A 15,991-nucleotide genomic window follows, 5' to 3' on the forward strand; every position below is an offset into this window, starting at 1 on the left:
TCACGACTTACGGCGCATGTTTCGCACCACATTGGTAACCACGCCAAATATCTCTAACTCTGCCCCTTCAGGAATATGAATGGGCTCATACGCCGGGTTTCTTGGGATCAGCTTGACGCACGGCCTGAGTTGAAGCTCCTTTACCGTGAGTTCACCATGGATGCCCGCGATGACAATGTCACCGTGTTCTGCTTGGACAGAGCGATCAACCACCAAAATATCATCTGGGTGAATCCCGGCATCAATCATTGAATCACCTTCAACACGCACAAAGAACGTTGCAGCCGGTCGCTTGATGCACAGCTCGTTGAGGTCGAGCGTTTGCTCAACATAATCCTGCGCTGGTGAGGGAAAACCAGCAGAAACACGTTCCATGAACAATGGAATACGAAGGCGCTTGGCTTTGATGAAAGCAAGTGCGCCGCTACGGCCTATCAGCGAGACACTCATGACGAACCTCGAAAAATCATAATTAATACTGTTTGTTTATACAGTATCTAATGCTATGCTGATTTCTACAAGTAAAATTGTAGGTAAAACTGGTGTTGTTCGAGTAAGACGCTGTGTTGTCGGTGATTTATTTTTTGTGTTGAAAAGCTTGATGTGGGGATTGCTTGCCCTCGTCAAAGCCTGCAAGGCTTGGACAATACTGCTTCTGCCTACTGCTCTTGTTTCTGTTACTGATCCTGTTACTGCTACTGGTTAACGCATGGGTCAAGTAACCGTCAGACAAGGCTTGTTGAACCCTTTGCAAAGGGTTTAAAAACAGTTAGTAAAATTCTGCTTCGTATTGAATTTACTGGCTTAAAGCGAAGTTAGGAGCACCATTAAAATGCTCAGTCGAACTCAGTTCAAGCCTTTTGCAACCGTTTGAAAAGGGGTTGGCTAAGCCATACGTAAAGGGTATCGGTAAGGGTTACCTAAAGGGTTTAGCTAAGGCTTTCTGAAAGGCTTAGCCAAAGCCTTCATACATGGGTTCACCCAGTAGAAAGATTAAAAAACGCTGAGGTATCCAAGGTGCATTTTGTACAAATGCGTTTATAAACGAACAGGGCACAATGAAATAACCCAAAGCGAACAATAAAATTGAAGAGGAACCATCAATGACAAGAGCCCCAGCGCCATTTCCGCTAGAGCGCCTCGCGGATATCCCAGACAGGCCAGAAGATTTTAGATTGCTGGAACGGATTCCATTAACGCGTGAGTCGCAGACTTGGCCACTTGAACTTTCTCCTATGGTCGGTGATGAACAGCCAATGGTGCTGCTCGATACAGAGACAACCGGACTGTATGCCGATGATGAGTCCATTATTGAGCTTGGTATGGTTAAGGTGCTTTACAGCCCCTCTGCTCAGCGGATTGTGTCGATTGTTGATGTGATCAGCTTGTATGAAGATCCCGGTAAGCCTATCCCTGACCTGATTACCGAGTTAACCGGTATCACCGATGATATGGTGCAAGGCCAGCACATTGATGATGCACTGGTTGCGAGTTGGTTATCCGATGATCCGCTGGTGGTTGCACACAATGCACAGTTTGATCGCCCTTTCTTTGAAAAGCGGTTTGCTGCATTAGGACATCTATCTTGGGCCTGTTCAGCCAGTGGCATAGATTGGAAGGCGCTGGGTTTTGAAAGTCGAAAACTTGAGTACCTGCTGCTTCGCTTAGGTTGGTTCTATGAAGGACACCGAGCTGCAACTGATTGTTTCGCGATGGCCTGGTTGTTCCATTTGTTGCCCGAGTCCGTTGCAAACTTGTTGTCTGAAGCAGACAGGCGAACTGTGTTAGTTCGTGCGTTTGGTGCGCCGTTTGACGTAAAGGACTATTTAAAAGAACGCGGTTACCGCTGGCATGACGGTGTGAAAGGTGCCAACAAACATTGGTGGCGCGAAATCAGCGAAGACGAGTTGCCGCAGGAACAAACTTACCTGGATGATTTGTACCATCGTGGCTCAGAACATGCCCACTATGACTACAAAGATGCCCGCAATCGATTTAAAGCTTTGTAGCTCTCTACAAGGTAAGCCTTGCATATTTGAAAACCTCTGGAAAATGAACTTACGTTATACCCAAACTACTTGGTGTTGCAGCTAGGCGGCAAGTGAGCGAATGCCCATGAGCATAGATCTTCTATGTGATGGGGGTGAGCGAATGCAGGTAACACCGCTGCGGCTGCAAGTAGGCAGGGTACATCGTGGTGCCATTGGTTCGGGTAGCGCATTGATAGCGGCTATCAACAATGGCACAAAACAATGTCTTTGCGCCCATACCTGAGCGGCAATTGCAATCCAGATCAAAAAGTTGCCGCTTAGTCTTCCCTACAAAATAATTTGTGATAGGATGACACCTAATAAAATTAATTAGGTTGAAGCCTATTCAGTGTTTTATGGCCATCTGTCTAGCTTCAACCAATAGAGATTGATTAGTCATTGCGGATAAAGAGCAGCATTGAGTGACGCTTTTCAATGTGATGACGCGATGTCGGTCCGTACTTTATAAACAGAGTTTTAAGAACCTGGTTGAATTGGATAAACAAGACGCATGACAAATGATGGTCTGAAACAAACGGTACCAGCGAGTTCACTCGCTAAAGAAGGCGCGAAAGGAAAGCCAGATAGGCTTTCGCAGATAGCGCAGTTGCCACAAGCAACCAGGGATCGCATTGCCCACATCGATTTCACCTTATTATTTAAGGGCGAAGCGGTGCGAGCGGATTTAGTTGATCGCTTCAGTATAGCCGCCGCTCAGGCAACGAAAGACTTCACAATGTACCGAGAGCTTGCACCAAGCAACATTGAGTATGACCAAAAGCTCAAGTTGCATAAGCGTGGTGAAGCTTTTGAGCCCTTGTTCGACTATGACGTCGTGAGAACACTGGCAACCATTAGCCAAGGGTACGGTGATGGCTTTACTGGAAAGGTAAAACCACCTCTTGCGTGTGAAGCGCTTTATCACCTTAACAAGCCGAGCTTATCGATAGTGGCGAAAGTCACCGAGGCTATACACAAAGGCAAAGCCTTGAGTATCACCTATGTGTCGTTATCGAGCGGTGAAACCACGCGTGAAATTGTACCGCATACGCTGGTGGACAATGGCCTGCGTTGGCATGTTCGTGGTTTTGACCGCAAACATGGTGAATTCAGAGACTTTGTACTGACCCGAATTAAAGCAGCGGTTGTGGTTGAAGACTCCACTTTATCTGAAACCGAGCTCGAAACCCAAGACCGGCAATGGAACCGCTTTGTAGAGCTGGAGTTAGTGCCGCATCCTCGTATTGAGCACAGCGAAGCGATTGAACTGGATTATGGTATGGCGGGTGGCGTTCTAAAGGTTGAGATTAGAGCGGCAACGGCAGGCTATTTACTCAGACAATGGCATGTGGATTGTTCTTCCAACGCCACACTAAAAGATGGTGGAACTCAATTGCATTTAAAGAACAGAGCAACACTTTATGGAGTTAAAAACATCATGCTAGCTCCAGGGATTGAAAAAGAACTTGGTAACTAATGCACAAAAACGAACTTGGCGCAGGGAATAAATTTTGATGAAAATAATCGATAACCTTAACAATCTATTAGGTGACGAGCTTCAACAGACGCTGACACCGAATACAAAGTTAAAGATTGCTGCGTCTTGCTTTTCTATTTATGCGTATGAGGCTCTCAAAAAGGAGTTAGCGAAGATAGACTCACTTGAGTTCATCTTCACATCACCTACTTTTGTCGCAGATGAAGTTACCGATAAATTCAAAAAAGAAAAACGAGAGTTCTTTATTCCCAAAGCAGGGCGTGAACGCAGCCTTTACGGAACTGACTTTGAAATACAGTTAAAGAACAAGCTCACTCAAAAGGCGATCGCCAAAGAGTGTGCAAACTGGATCAGAAAGAAAGCGACATTCAAATCAAACAAAACTGATTCTCCAATGCAGTCGTTTGTTGTGACGGAAGCGTCTAGACAGCAAGCAGATGCAATAAGTGCAGTTTTTGCTCCGGTTAGCGGTTTTACGGCGGTTGATCTAGGGTATCAGCGAGGCAATGCTATTTCGAATTTTGTGCAAAAAATCGATGAGCCAAATTTCACAGCGCAGTACTTACAGTTATTCGACCAAATTTGGAAAGATCCTGCGAAACTTCAAGATGTTACTAAAACCATTTGCGAGCATATAGAATCTGTCTACCAAGAAAACTCGCCCGAAAAAGTCTATTTCATTATTTTGTATAATATTTTTAATGAATTTCTTGATGATATTACAGAGGATGTATTACCAAATGATCGAACCGGCTATCAGGACACCTTGATTTGGAACAAGTTATTTAACTACCAAAAAGATGCCGCGACTGGGATTATCAATAAGTTAGAGACCTATAACGGCTGCATTCTGGCTGATAGTGTTGGTCTTGGTAAAACATTTACAGCGTTAGCCGTCATCAAGTATTACGAGCTCAGAAACAAATCTGTGCTGCTTCTATGTCCGAAAAAGTTAGCGGATAACTGGCTCAACTTTAATCGAAACTTAAAGACAAATATCTTTGCTAAAGACCGTTTTAGTTACGATGTTTTGTGTCACACAGATTTGAGCAGAACCTCTGGCGAATCCTTCGGTACTCCGTTAAATAGAATCAACTGGGGTAACTATGACTTGGTCGTCATTGATGAGTCGCATAACTTTAGAAATAACGATGCAGTGAAAGATCGAGAAACTCGATATCAGAAACTGATGAATAAAGTTATTCGCGCTGGCGTAAAAACCAAGGTGCTGATGCTATCAGCGACACCAGTGAATAATAGATTTACTGACTTAAGAAACCAGCTTGCGCTAGCTTATGAAGGCGAGTCGAGCAATCTCACAAAGCATCTTAAAACCACAAAAAGCGTGGAACAGATATTCAACCAAGCACAAGCCGCATTTAACGCTTGGTCCAAACTAGACCCAGAGACGCGAACAGCTAAAGCCATTCTCGATGCCTTGGATTTTGACTTTTTTGAACTGCTTGATAGCGTCACTATCGCTCGCTCACGAAAGCACATCACAACATTCTACGACACAACAGATATTGGCCATTTCCCTGAACGTAACAAGCCAATCTCGTTTCATTGTCCGCTTACTACTCGTTCGGATGTAGTTAGCCTGAATGAGATCTTTGAACAGCTTAAGCTACTCAAACTATCTGTTTATGCGCCAGTGAGTTATATCCTCCCGAGTAGATTGAAGAAATACGAGGAGATGTATGACACGCAAGTTGAAGGCGGAAAAGGTAAGTTAAAGCAAAGCGACCGTGAAAAAAGCTTAGTTGCACTGATGACAACCAACCTTCTAAAGCGTCTTGAGAGCTCCGTATACTCGTTCAGAAGCACCTTGCAATCTCTCCATGATAACCATGTTCGTGTTCTAGGTATTATCGACGAATTCTATAAGCGAGACGGGCAAACCGAAGTGAGCAGTCTCGTTGAAGCGCTAGAGTCTATTGAAGCAGATGAAGACGATTTGCCTTCTTATCACGATATGGAAATCGGTAACAAAATCAAAATTAAGCTAATGGATATGGATCTTCCATCCTGGCAGCAGGATTTAGATGGCGATTTGGAGCTGATCAAAGGGTTACTAGATTCTGTTAGCAAAATTAAGCCAGAAGAAGATGCCAAGTTGCAGCATCTGAAATCACATATTGCTGCAAAAATAAATAATCCGATAAATCCTGGAAACAGGAAAATCATTGTGTTCACGGCGTTTGCGGACACCGCTCAATATCTGTACGAGCAGTTGTCACCTGTGATGTTAAGCGAGCATAGAATCCATACTGCGATGATCACTGGTGGTGCCAGTTTACCTAAGACCACCTTAAAAACCGGACGAAAAGGTTACGACACACAAGAAGTGCTCACCTTGTTTTCGCCAGTTTCCAAATCGAAAGCCAGTGTATTACCCGATGAACCCGCTGAAATCGATTTGTTGATTGCTACAGACTGTATCTCTGAAGGACAGAACTTACAGGACTGCGATTACTTAATTAACTTTGATATTCACTGGAATCCAGTTCGGATTGTACAGCGCTTTGGGCGAGTTGACCGTATTGGCTCGCCGAATAAATGCATTCAGTTAGTTAACTACTGGCCTGATATATCGCTGGATGAGTACATCAACTTAAAAGAACGTGTTGAAAGTCGAATGACGATTGTTGACGTGACAGCGACCGGTGATGATAACGTCTTAAGTAGTCAAGCTAACGATGTGTCGTATCGTAAAGAGCAGTTAAAGAAGCTGCAAGAAGAAGTCATTGAGCTTGAAGATTTAAAAACGGGGGTTTCTATCACCGATCTAGGTCTAAACGAATTTCGGATGGACCTACTTAATTTAATGAAACTCTACGGCGAACCAAGAAACGCACCAAGTGGCATGCATGCGGTGGTTGAAGCTAAGCCAGAATTAGGGTTATTGCCTGGCGTGGTGTTTGCGCTGAAAAACGTCAATAACAGTATCGATAGAGATCTGCAAAACAGGCTCCACCCTTATTACCTTGTCTATGTATCGAATGAGGGGCACATCGTCGCTAATCATTTTGAGGTAAAGAGATTATTAGATTTAATCCGCAGTAGCTGCAAAGGGCAAACAGAGCCGCTCAGTGATATTTGTGCGTTATTTAATCGCCTAACACAAGACGGTCGAGATATGCAGCGTTACTCTCACCTTCTAACCGATGCCATAAAAAGCATGGTTGAAGTTAAAGAAGAAAAAGATATTGATAGTTTGTTCAGTGGTGGCGCTACCTCTGCTTTAGTGAATACATTTGCCGGGCTTGATGACTTTGAATTGCTGGCATTTATTGTGATCCAGCAAAAGCATCTGATGGAGAATAGTGCTCAGGATGAGGTTAGCTAGTTTATGAACTCACCTTGGATATTTCCTGACAACGCAAAGTTCGGTCGAGTCGTGCCTAAGAACAAAATATATGAGCACAGCGCGGCAACCACTGGGTTGAAGTCACTTTTTGTTGAGCAAGTAGATCAAATTCTTTGGGCTTACAAGCTATCGCCTAGCACGCTGAATATTCCCCAAACCAGTGAGGTCAGTGAAATACAGGTTTTCAGTGTGAAGCTTAAAGGTGACTCGATAGACGACAGCGTACTTAAAGCGATTGATTTGGCCATACCTTTTCCCATTCTATTTGAGGTATGGGGTGCTAGTGGTGAGCAAGGCCATTACGCCGCTTGCTATAAGCGTAAGGCAGAGAACGATCAGGCCAAATGGGTTTGTAGCCGTTATTTGTTCTCAGAAACGTTCTATTTAGTTAATGCATCAACAGTAACTTCTGAAGTATTGGGTTTGCCAACTGCAATCGATATGGAAGAGCTGTATCAAAAGCTTCTTGCTCGCTTGTTACCCATACCCAAACGAACCGCAGAGAGTATTGAAGAGGTCATTGAACGCTTGATGGCAATTCAGGCATTGGAAAAGCAAATCTCGCAATATAAGAAGAAGGTTCATGCTGAGAAACAGTTTAACCGCAAGGTTGAGCTCAATAAGCAGTTAAAGAATTTAAGGTGCGAGCTTGAAGAATTACTCGCATAAAGAATAAACAATTTTAATCAGTTAAATAGTGCCCGCTTTCATTATGGCCTAAATAGTTGGTGTGGTAGCTAGTCGACAAGTGAATGAACCCCTGAGCATAGTTTTTCTATGTGATTGGGGTGAATGAACGAAGTCAACAACGCTACCGCGACAAATATGACGGCGATATGTAAGGCATCACGCAAAAGGTAAAACACATGGATAAATTAAAGATGCACAGCCCCGACATGACGCAGCAAAACATAGAGAAAATTCAGGCGTTGTTTCCAAACTGCGTGACGGAATCAAAAGGGGCTAACGGAGAAGTAAAGCTAGCCATTGACTTTGACCAAATTAAACAAGAGCTGTCAAATTCAATCGTTGAAGGGCCGCAAGAACGTTATCAGCTGAACTGGCCCGGTAAGCGAGAAGCACTACTAACAGCGAATGCACCTATTGCAAAAACCTTAAGACCTTTTCGAGAAGAAAGTGTCAATTTTGACACCACTGAAAACCTCTTTATTGAAGGTGATAATCTTGATGCGCTAAAGATGCTGCAAGAAACCTATTTAGGCAAGGTTAAAATGATTTACATTGATCCACCATATAATACCGGTAATGATTTTATCTATGAAGATGATTTTTCCGAAAATTCTGAATCGTTCTTAAAAAAATCGAACCAGGTAGACGAGACTGGCAATCGGCTACAGGCTAATACTGAGACTAATGGTCGGTTCCATTCCGATTGGCTCAGCATGGTTTATTCTAGATTACGGCTAGCTAAAAATTTGTTATCAGATGATGGTGTGGTATTCATCAGTATCGATCACAACGAAAATCACAATCTAAGAAAAATATGCGAGGAGGTTTTTGGAGAACAAAATTTCCTTTCAGAGCTAATATGGCATCTCTCAAGTGGGCCTCAAGCCGGTCACTTCACCCGCTCACATGAATCAATAGTCGCCTTTTCAAAAAGTAAGTCAAATCTGCAATTTTTTATTGATAAGTCAGGCGGCACTATCAAGCATGGAGCTTTGAAGAAAATTTCAGCCGCCAATCCAGCGAGTGAAATTTTTTTTCCGAAGGGTACTATCGAGTGTGAAGAAAGCGATATTACATTTGAAGATGAACTTGGAGGTTCAGAAAAGCAGTATGTTACGTCTGGGAAATTAAGATTTGAAAATGGGATTTTAGCAGAAGATGTAACACTAAAAGCTGGATGGGCAATGAAGAATCAAGTATTACAGTGGTTAAAGGGTCAAGACACTGTTGATTCAAAAGGGCAAAAGGTTATTCGTTTTTACTTTAATTCGAAAGGTATTTTATTTTATGAAAAAGAGAGAGGAACTGTTCATCCTAAAACGGTAGTCTCTTCTTCAGAGGTGGGCGGTACGAAAGCTGGTGGTGATGAAGTTACAACACTATTTGGCTCTAAGGTAATGAGTTTTCCGAAACCTACAAAACTTATCAAGTTTCTGTTAAGTCTGGTTTCAAATACTAAGCAAGATATTGTGTTAGATTTCTTTGCTGGTTCTGCCACAACAGCCCATGCAGTAATGCAGCTTAACGCTGAAGATGGCGGTAGCCGAAAATTTATCATGGTTCAGTTGCCCGAAGAGTGTGATAAAAAGTCAGAAGCCTACAAAGCAGGCTATAAAACCATTGCTGAGATTTCTAAAGAACGCATTCGCCGAGCTGGCGCAAAAATATTAGAAGGCGAGTGCCACAAAGACTGGAATAAGGACGTTGGATTCCGAGTACTTAAAGTGGATACATCTAATATGGCAGATGTTTACTACTCTCCAGATCAAGTTACTCAGGGTTCGTTAGACTTATTGGTGGATAATATTAAAGCAGACCGCACTGATGAAGATTTACTCTTTCAAGTTCTACTTGATTGGGGCGTCGATTTAACCTTGCCAATTAGAAAAGAAACGATTCAAGGTAAATCGGTATTCTTTGTCGATGATGATGCACTGGTGGCCTGTTTTGACCTGCGCATAAATGAAGCTTTGATTAAAGAGTTAGCCACAAAAGAACCACTTCGTGTGGTGTTCCGTGACGACGGCTTTGAGTCTGATGCAGTAAAAATCAATGCTGTGCAGATTTTCAAGCAAGTGTCGCCACATACTGAAGTTAAAGCGATATAAGGAGGGAGCATGAAGTTAAAGTTCAAAGTCCAACCTTATCAAACTGTTGCCGTAGAGTCGGTTGTTGACTGCTTTGCGGGGCAATCTAATACCTCCGGCGTAACCTACCGAATCGATCCTGGTGTTGCCAAAGATAAATTTGGTAATGCTGGCTGGGATATGAGCGACCAGGATGGTTTTAAAAATGCTGAACTCGCGATCACTGAATCGCAGTTATTGCAAAATATACATGGTGTTCAAAGTAGGCAGAACCTCCCTGTTTCAGAAGCGTTAGTCAGCAATGCCAGCTCTAAGATTAATCTCGATGTTGAAATGGAAACCGGTACTGGTAAGACATATTGCTACATCAAAACCATCTTTGAGATGAATAAGCGCTATGGCTGGAGCAAATTTATTATCGTTGTGCCTAGCATCGCCATTCGTGAAGGTGTTTACAAGTCGCTGCAAATCACAGGTGAGCATTTTGCTCAAAACTATGACGGTAAAAAGGCACGGTTCTTTATCTATAACTCGAAACAATTGCACCAGTTAGAGAGTTTTTCTTCTGACAGTGGCATCAATGTCATGGTCATTAATATTCAAGCCTTTAATGCGTCAGGAAAAGACAATCGACGTATTTATGAAGAGTTGGATGACTTCCAGTCTAGGCGTCCTATTGATGTTATTAGTGCAAACCGTCCAATCCTGATTTTGGATGAGCCGCAGAAGATGGAAGGCAAGAAGACATTAGATGCCTTAGCCAAATTCAAACCACTGATGGTACTTCGATATTCGGCCACGCATAAGACAACACATAATAAAGTGCATCGCTTGGATGCGCTTGACGCTTATAACAATAAGCTGGTTAAGAAAATTGCCGTTCGTGGTATTTCAGTAAAAGGCTTGGCGGGAACGACAGCCTATCTATATCTGGAATCCATCGAGATCTCGAAAAAAATGCCAGTGGCTCGCATTGAGATCGAAGTTAAACAACAAAATGCCATTAAACGTTTACCTAAGAAGGTCACTAAGGGCGATAATCTTTTTGATCTTAGCAATGGTCTGGACCAGTACCGTGACTTTGTGGTTACTGATGTCAACGCGATTAACGACACGGTTGAATTCAAAAATGGCCATGTTTTAACCGCGGGCGATGCCACGGGAGACGTGACCGAAGAGACCATTCGCCGAATACAGATCCGCGAGACAATTAAAGCGCACCTAGAAAAAGAAAAAACTCTTTTCAGCCAAGGTATAAAGGTTCTCTCTCTATTTTTTATTGACGAAGTCGCAAAGTATAGAGACTACTCTCAAGCCGATGAGAAAGGTGATTATGCTCGTGTCTTTGAAGAAGAGTACTCTTTACTTGTACAGGAGTATCTTGATGAGTTGTCTCTTTTACCCAGTGAGCAGACTGATGCCTATAAAGCCTATCTATCGGCCATTGAAGGCTCTAGAACGCATAATGGTTACTTCTCAATTGATAAGAAATCAAATCGTCTTCAGAACCCAGGCTTTAAAGTCCGTGGTGAAGATGCCGGGCTATCAGACGATGTAGATGCCTATGATTTGATTTTAAAAGATAAGGAAAAGTTACTTTCGTTTGAAGAGCCTACTCGATTTATCTTTTCACACTCGGCTTTGCGCGAGGGGTGGGATAATCCAAACGTATTTGTCATGTGTATGTTGAAACACAGCGACAATACTATCTCTCGTCGTCAAGAAGTTGGACGTGGTTTACGTCTGGCCGTCAATAAACATGGTGACAGACAAGATCATCCGGCAACTGTGCATGAAATTAATGTCTTGTCGGTGATTGCAAGTGAAAGCTATAAAGACTTTGTCACGAATCTACAAAAAGAAATCAGCGAGTCTCTCTCAGCGAGACCTAGAAAAGCAGATGAAGCTTATTTTACGGGTAAGACAATTACAACTGCTGATGGACCTGTAGAAGTAACACCTGTCATGGCTAAGCAAATTTATAAGTATTTGCTTAAAAATGATTATACCAATGAAGCTGACGATTCAATCGCGTCATCATTCCACCAGGCTAAGGCTAGTGGACAGTTAGCGCCAATGCCTCTTGAGTTAGAGCCTTACCGAGAGCAAATATTGACGCTGATAGACGGTGTTTATAGTGAAGCGCAATTGCCAGGTGTTGGTGATGATCGTAAACCTAAAAACAATCCGTTGAATGCTAATTTTGATAAGAAAGAGTTTCAGGAGCTTTGGCACAAAATCAATCGCAAAGCGGTTTATAAGGTTGATTTTGATTCATCTGAGTTGATTAAAAATTGTATTCGGGTACTCAATAAAGAACTTAAGGTAACGCCTCTTCAATACACCATTCAAGATGGTGTTCAATTGGATGGCATTACCGACGAACAACTCAAAGCTGGACAAAGTTTCAAGGTGAAAAACACTGAGACTGAAACTCATCAATCGAGCATTCATTCTGCTGTTCGTTATGACTTGGTTGGTAAGTTGGCTGAAAATTGTGTGCTGACTCGCAAAACAGTCGCCGAAATACTGATGGGTATAGAACCTGTAGTATTTGCACAATTTAAGCAAAACCCTGAGCATTTTCTCGCTGAAGCTTCACGCCTTGTGAAAGAGCAAAAGGCATCTGTGATTATCGAGAAGCTATCATATGATCCAACGAACGAATCTTATGATGTTGATATATTCACGGCAGAGCAAAAAATCACAGATATGACAAAAGCCGTTAGTGGCGTTAATAAGCATATTTATGATTATGTAGTCGTCGATTCACAAGGTATTGAGCGGGACTTTGTTACCGAGCTCGATACAAGCAAAGAAGTCGTGGTTTATGCAAAACTGCCTCGTGGTTTTCTGATACCGACGCCTGTTGGCGACTACAACCCTGATTGGGCTATTTCTTTCAAAGAAGGAAGTGTTAAACACATTTACTTTATTGCTGAGACTAAAGGAACGATGTCTTCGCTTGAATTGCGTGGCATAGAAGATCGCAAGATTGAATGTGCTAGGAAATTCTTTGAAAAAATTAATGCAGAGATAACGAGTGAAAATGTCAAATATGATGTTGTAACGAGTTACTCGAAATTGATGGAAGTCGTAAGCGGCTAGTTGTTTTCGTTTTTATATCGGGCTGTCAGTTCATCTGGCTGACAGCTCACTTTTAGTTTCATAACAATAATTGGAAGATTCAGCCAGCAGATTGAGTCTAAATGTCGCTCACTCATGCGGTTAAATTTTAAGTATGGCTGTTTACGTGACGGAGAAATAGCATGAATCCTGAAAAATACAATAGAAGCATAAGCTTGCTTTGCCCGACTTGTGGTTGTTCGGACTTTTCCTACGAAGACGGTCGCGATGAAACAATACAAGTAATGACTTGTGCATCTTGTGGCCGAGAGTTCAATAAAGATGAGCTTATTCAAGAGAATAGCGAAAATATTGATGAGCACCTTTCTGAAATCAAGGAAGAAGTTTTAAAAGACGCTCAAGACGAACTACGTAAATCTTTGAAAAAGGCTTTTTCTGGTAGTAAGAATATAAGGATTAGGTAATGCCAGTAACTATTGATGCAGGTGATGTGATAGCTGGATTAGCTTTCCTTTTATCTGGCTACGCAACATGGCAAACGGTCAGCTTTAATAAGAGGCAGAAGTCACTTGTCGAAAGCCAAGAAAAGCTAAACACCATTCTCTTGGAAAAAGAAAATGAAGATGCTCTGAAAGGAAAGCAAGCTGACCTTGGTGCATCAATTATAAAACTTGGCAGCAGTAAGTATCGGCTTAAGGTTTGGAATAAAGGTGCTGCTACTGCAAGAAACGTCAGAATTGAGTTCCCCGAAGGTAACGATTTAGTTATTGAATCAGAAGTGACTGACAAATTTCCGATGGAAAGCCTCGAAAAGTATCAAGCCGTTGAGCTAATAGCCGCTGTTCATATGCAAACGAAACGAAAGCATGTTGTTCGGCTAGTTTGGGAGGATGATGCCCAGTCTTACAATGAAAAGCTGTCTTACCCCACACTGTAATGTAACTGTCGGTTTTCTCACTAGAACGAAAACAACTACAGATAAATGCATATTTCTTTCGGCTATCTAACATCTTCAGTTGCTAAAGAACCTTCACACTATCGTGTCGGAGGTTCACTATGTTCAAAAACCTATTTTTTCAAACCAAAGCACTACCAGAGCTGTCATCGCAACTGGATACAGACATTCCACGCTATCCGCCATTTCTGAAGGGGTTGCCAGCTGCGTCACCTGAAGATTTGCAGTCCACACAAGACGAGCTAATAGCCAAACTGCATCAGGTACTTGGCTTCAACCAGCGTGATTTTCAAAGGCTAATTCAACCCTGCATTGATCATCTGGCGTCCTATGTTCACTTGTTGCCAGCTTCTGAGCATCATCATCACAGTGGTGCTGGTGGTTTATTACGTCATTCGTTGGAAGTTGCTTTCTGGGCGGCACAAGCAGCTGAAGGGATCATCTTTGTTGCCAGTGGCACACCGGTTGAGAAAAAAGAGCTAGAGCCAAGGTGGCGTGTTGCGGCGGCATTAGGCGGTTTGTTCCATGATATTGGTAAGCCTGTTTCAGACTTGTCCATTACAGACGAAGATGGACGCTATCAGTGGAACCCTTTTTTAGAAACATTATCTCAGTGGACCAGTAACAACAGCATTGAACGTTATTTTATTCGCTGGCGCGACGGACGGTGCAAGCGGCACGAGCAATTCTCAATTCTGGTGTTAAACCGGGTGATGACACCTGAGTTGCTCGCCTGGTTAACCCAGCCGGGCCCTGAGATTTTGCAAGCAATGCTAGAAGCAATTGGCAATACCGATCCCGAGCATGTCCTTTCTAAATTGGTCATTGAAGCTGACCAAACCAGTGTACAGCGAGACCTGAAAGCTCAACGAATTTCCGTTGACGACAATGCCCTTGGTGTCCCAGTCGAACGCTATCTACTTGATTCAATGAGGCGATTACTTGCAAGTTCGCAATGGCTGGTTAATCAGCGAGATGCCAGAGTCTGGGTACGAAAATCGAATCAATCAACCAATCTTTACCTGGTCTGGAAAAGTGCAGCTAAGGACATCATTGAGCTGTTGGCCAAAGACAAGATACCTGGCATACCAAGAGATCCCGATACTTTAGCGGACATCCTCATTGAGCGAGGATTGGCCACTAAATCCGCCTCGAATGAGCGATATGAAAGCCTTGCCCCTGAAGTGCTGATCAAAGACGACAAGCCCATCTGGTTACCCATGCTGCATATATCTGAGGCCGATTTATTGTTCAGCTCGAATGTACCAAGTAGTGTGAGACTGTTTAGCAAATCTGAGTGGGAAGCAACACAGCAAACACAAGCAGAGCCACAGAGTCGCTCCAGTGAGCATTTAGACTTGCCTGAAGCGTCATCATCAATTGAACACAGCAATTCGTCTGAGTCGCCATCGACAAAATCGTCCGAACAAGATGATGAACTCAGTCGTGCAAGCGACGTTAATAGCCCCCAGGCAACTGAAAATGATCCGGGTGATGGATGTGAAAAGCCTAACGATTCAAACAACGCCGCTATCTCAAATAACGTAAACCAGCACGATGCAGACGCATTTAATCTCCCTGGACCTTTGGCGTGGCTCCCAGAGGCCAGCAGTGCGTTGGTTATGGTTGGTGAACAGATACTGATCCGCTATCCCGATGGAGTAAGACCCTGGTGTGCCCCCCGAAAACTGCTTGCTGAACTCAGTCGATTAGATTGGCTTGAACTAGATCCGGCAAACCCGACGCGTAAAGCCAGAACTGTGACTACAAATGATGGAGTTCAGGAGCAAGGGTTACTGCTGAAAGTATCGATTTCTAAAGAGCTTACTGCACTGATTGACCTTCCCAAACAAGACGCAGAACCGGCGGCAGCAATTCAGAACAAAGAGGCTTCACAGCGTCCGAGTCGAACTGAGACAACCAGTGCCCAAGCAAAAGAGCTCGCCACAAGAGCTGAGCGTAAGCAAACGCCGATTGCGCCCAATGCGAACTCAAGTACAGACCCCAAATACGCACAGCGGCAACAGATGGTTAATTTTGTGAAAGATTTGCCCATCTTACTGACCGATGGCGATTACCCAGACGTGGATCATAGTGCCGATGGTATTCGCGTCACGATTCAAACCTTACGCCAAGTCGCCAAGGAGCATGGCATTCCAGCCGGACAGCTGCTTCGGGGGATCTCGGCCAGTGACCAATGCCAGTTTGATGAGGGGGAAACGGTTCTGTTTACCGCTCACGCTAAACGTTAATCCATTTGAAATGAATCGGATT

General features: G+C 43.3%; 11 protein-coding genes. 10 read left to right on the forward strand and 1 reads right to left on the reverse strand.

Annotation, left to right across the window (positions count from 1 at the left end):
• The gene (gene umuD / locus R8O11_RS06640) at positions 1-450 is read right to left on the reverse strand and encodes a translesion error-prone DNA polymerase V autoproteolytic subunit (RefSeq protein ID WP_318141906.1); all 450 of its coding nucleotides are present in this window, start codon (positions 448-450) and stop codon (positions 1-3) included.
• Positions 451-505: 55 nt separating this feature from the next.
• Between umuD and R8O11_RS06645 the strand changes: the two genes are divergently transcribed.
• The 10 genes from R8O11_RS06645 (at position 506) to mobH (ending at position 15,969) form a co-directional block, all read left to right on the forward strand.
• Positions 506-706, forward strand: a complete 201-nt coding sequence (locus tag R8O11_RS06645; RefSeq protein ID WP_318194034.1) for a hypothetical protein — start codon at positions 506-508, stop codon at positions 704-706.
• Positions 707-1,103: 397 nt separating this feature from the next.
• The gene (locus R8O11_RS06650) at positions 1,104-2,009 is read left to right on the forward strand and encodes a 3'-5' exonuclease (RefSeq protein ID WP_318194005.1); all 906 of its coding nucleotides are present in this window, start codon (positions 1,104-1,106) and stop codon (positions 2,007-2,009) included.
• A gap of 532 nt (positions 2,010-2,541) precedes the next feature.
• Positions 2,542-3,507 carry a WYL domain-containing protein gene (locus R8O11_RS06655; RefSeq protein WP_318194006.1) on the forward strand — a complete coding sequence of 322 codons (966 nt, stop codon included), beginning with the start codon at positions 2,542-2,544 and terminating at the stop codon, positions 3,505-3,507.
• A 37-nt stretch (positions 3,508-3,544) separates the two neighbouring features.
• Positions 3,545-6,877, forward strand: coding sequence for a helicase-related protein (locus R8O11_RS06660; protein WP_318194007.1), 3,333 nt, complete (start codon positions 3,545-3,547; stop codon positions 6,875-6,877).
• 3 nt (positions 6,878-6,880) lie between these two features.
• Entirely contained in the window at positions 6,881-7,567 is a 687-nt protein-coding gene (locus R8O11_RS06665) for a DUF4391 domain-containing protein (RefSeq protein ID WP_218529098.1), read from the forward strand.
• Positions 7,568-7,764: 197 nt separating this feature from the next.
• On the forward strand, positions 7,765-9,696 hold the full coding sequence (locus tag R8O11_RS06670; protein WP_318194008.1) for a site-specific DNA-methyltransferase: 1,932 nt from the start codon (positions 7,765-7,767) through the stop codon (positions 9,694-9,696).
• Positions 9,697-9,705: 9 nt separating this feature from the next.
• Positions 9,706-12,783, forward strand: a complete 3,078-nt coding sequence (locus R8O11_RS06675; RefSeq protein WP_318194009.1) for a type III restriction-modification system endonuclease — start codon at positions 9,706-9,708, stop codon at positions 12,781-12,783.
• Positions 12,784-12,944: 161 nt separating this feature from the next.
• Positions 12,945-13,226 carry an ECs_2282 family putative zinc-binding protein gene (locus R8O11_RS06680; protein ID WP_095498769.1) on the forward strand — a complete coding sequence of 94 codons (282 nt, stop codon included), beginning with the start codon at positions 12,945-12,947 and terminating at the stop codon, positions 13,224-13,226.
• Entirely contained in the window at positions 13,226-13,699 is a 474-nt protein-coding gene (locus R8O11_RS06685; RefSeq protein WP_001145412.1) for a hypothetical protein, read from the forward strand. Before R8O11_RS06680 ends, R8O11_RS06685 begins: the two co-directional genes overlap by 1 nt.
• Before the next feature lie 119 nt (positions 13,700-13,818).
• On the forward strand, positions 13,819-15,969 hold the full coding sequence (gene mobH, locus R8O11_RS06690) for a MobH family relaxase (RefSeq protein WP_318194010.1): 2,151 nt from the start codon (positions 13,819-13,821) through the stop codon (positions 15,967-15,969).
• Positions 15,970-15,991 lie beyond the last annotated feature (22 nt).

The organism is Vibrio sp. 1288 (genome assembly GCF_033344475.1).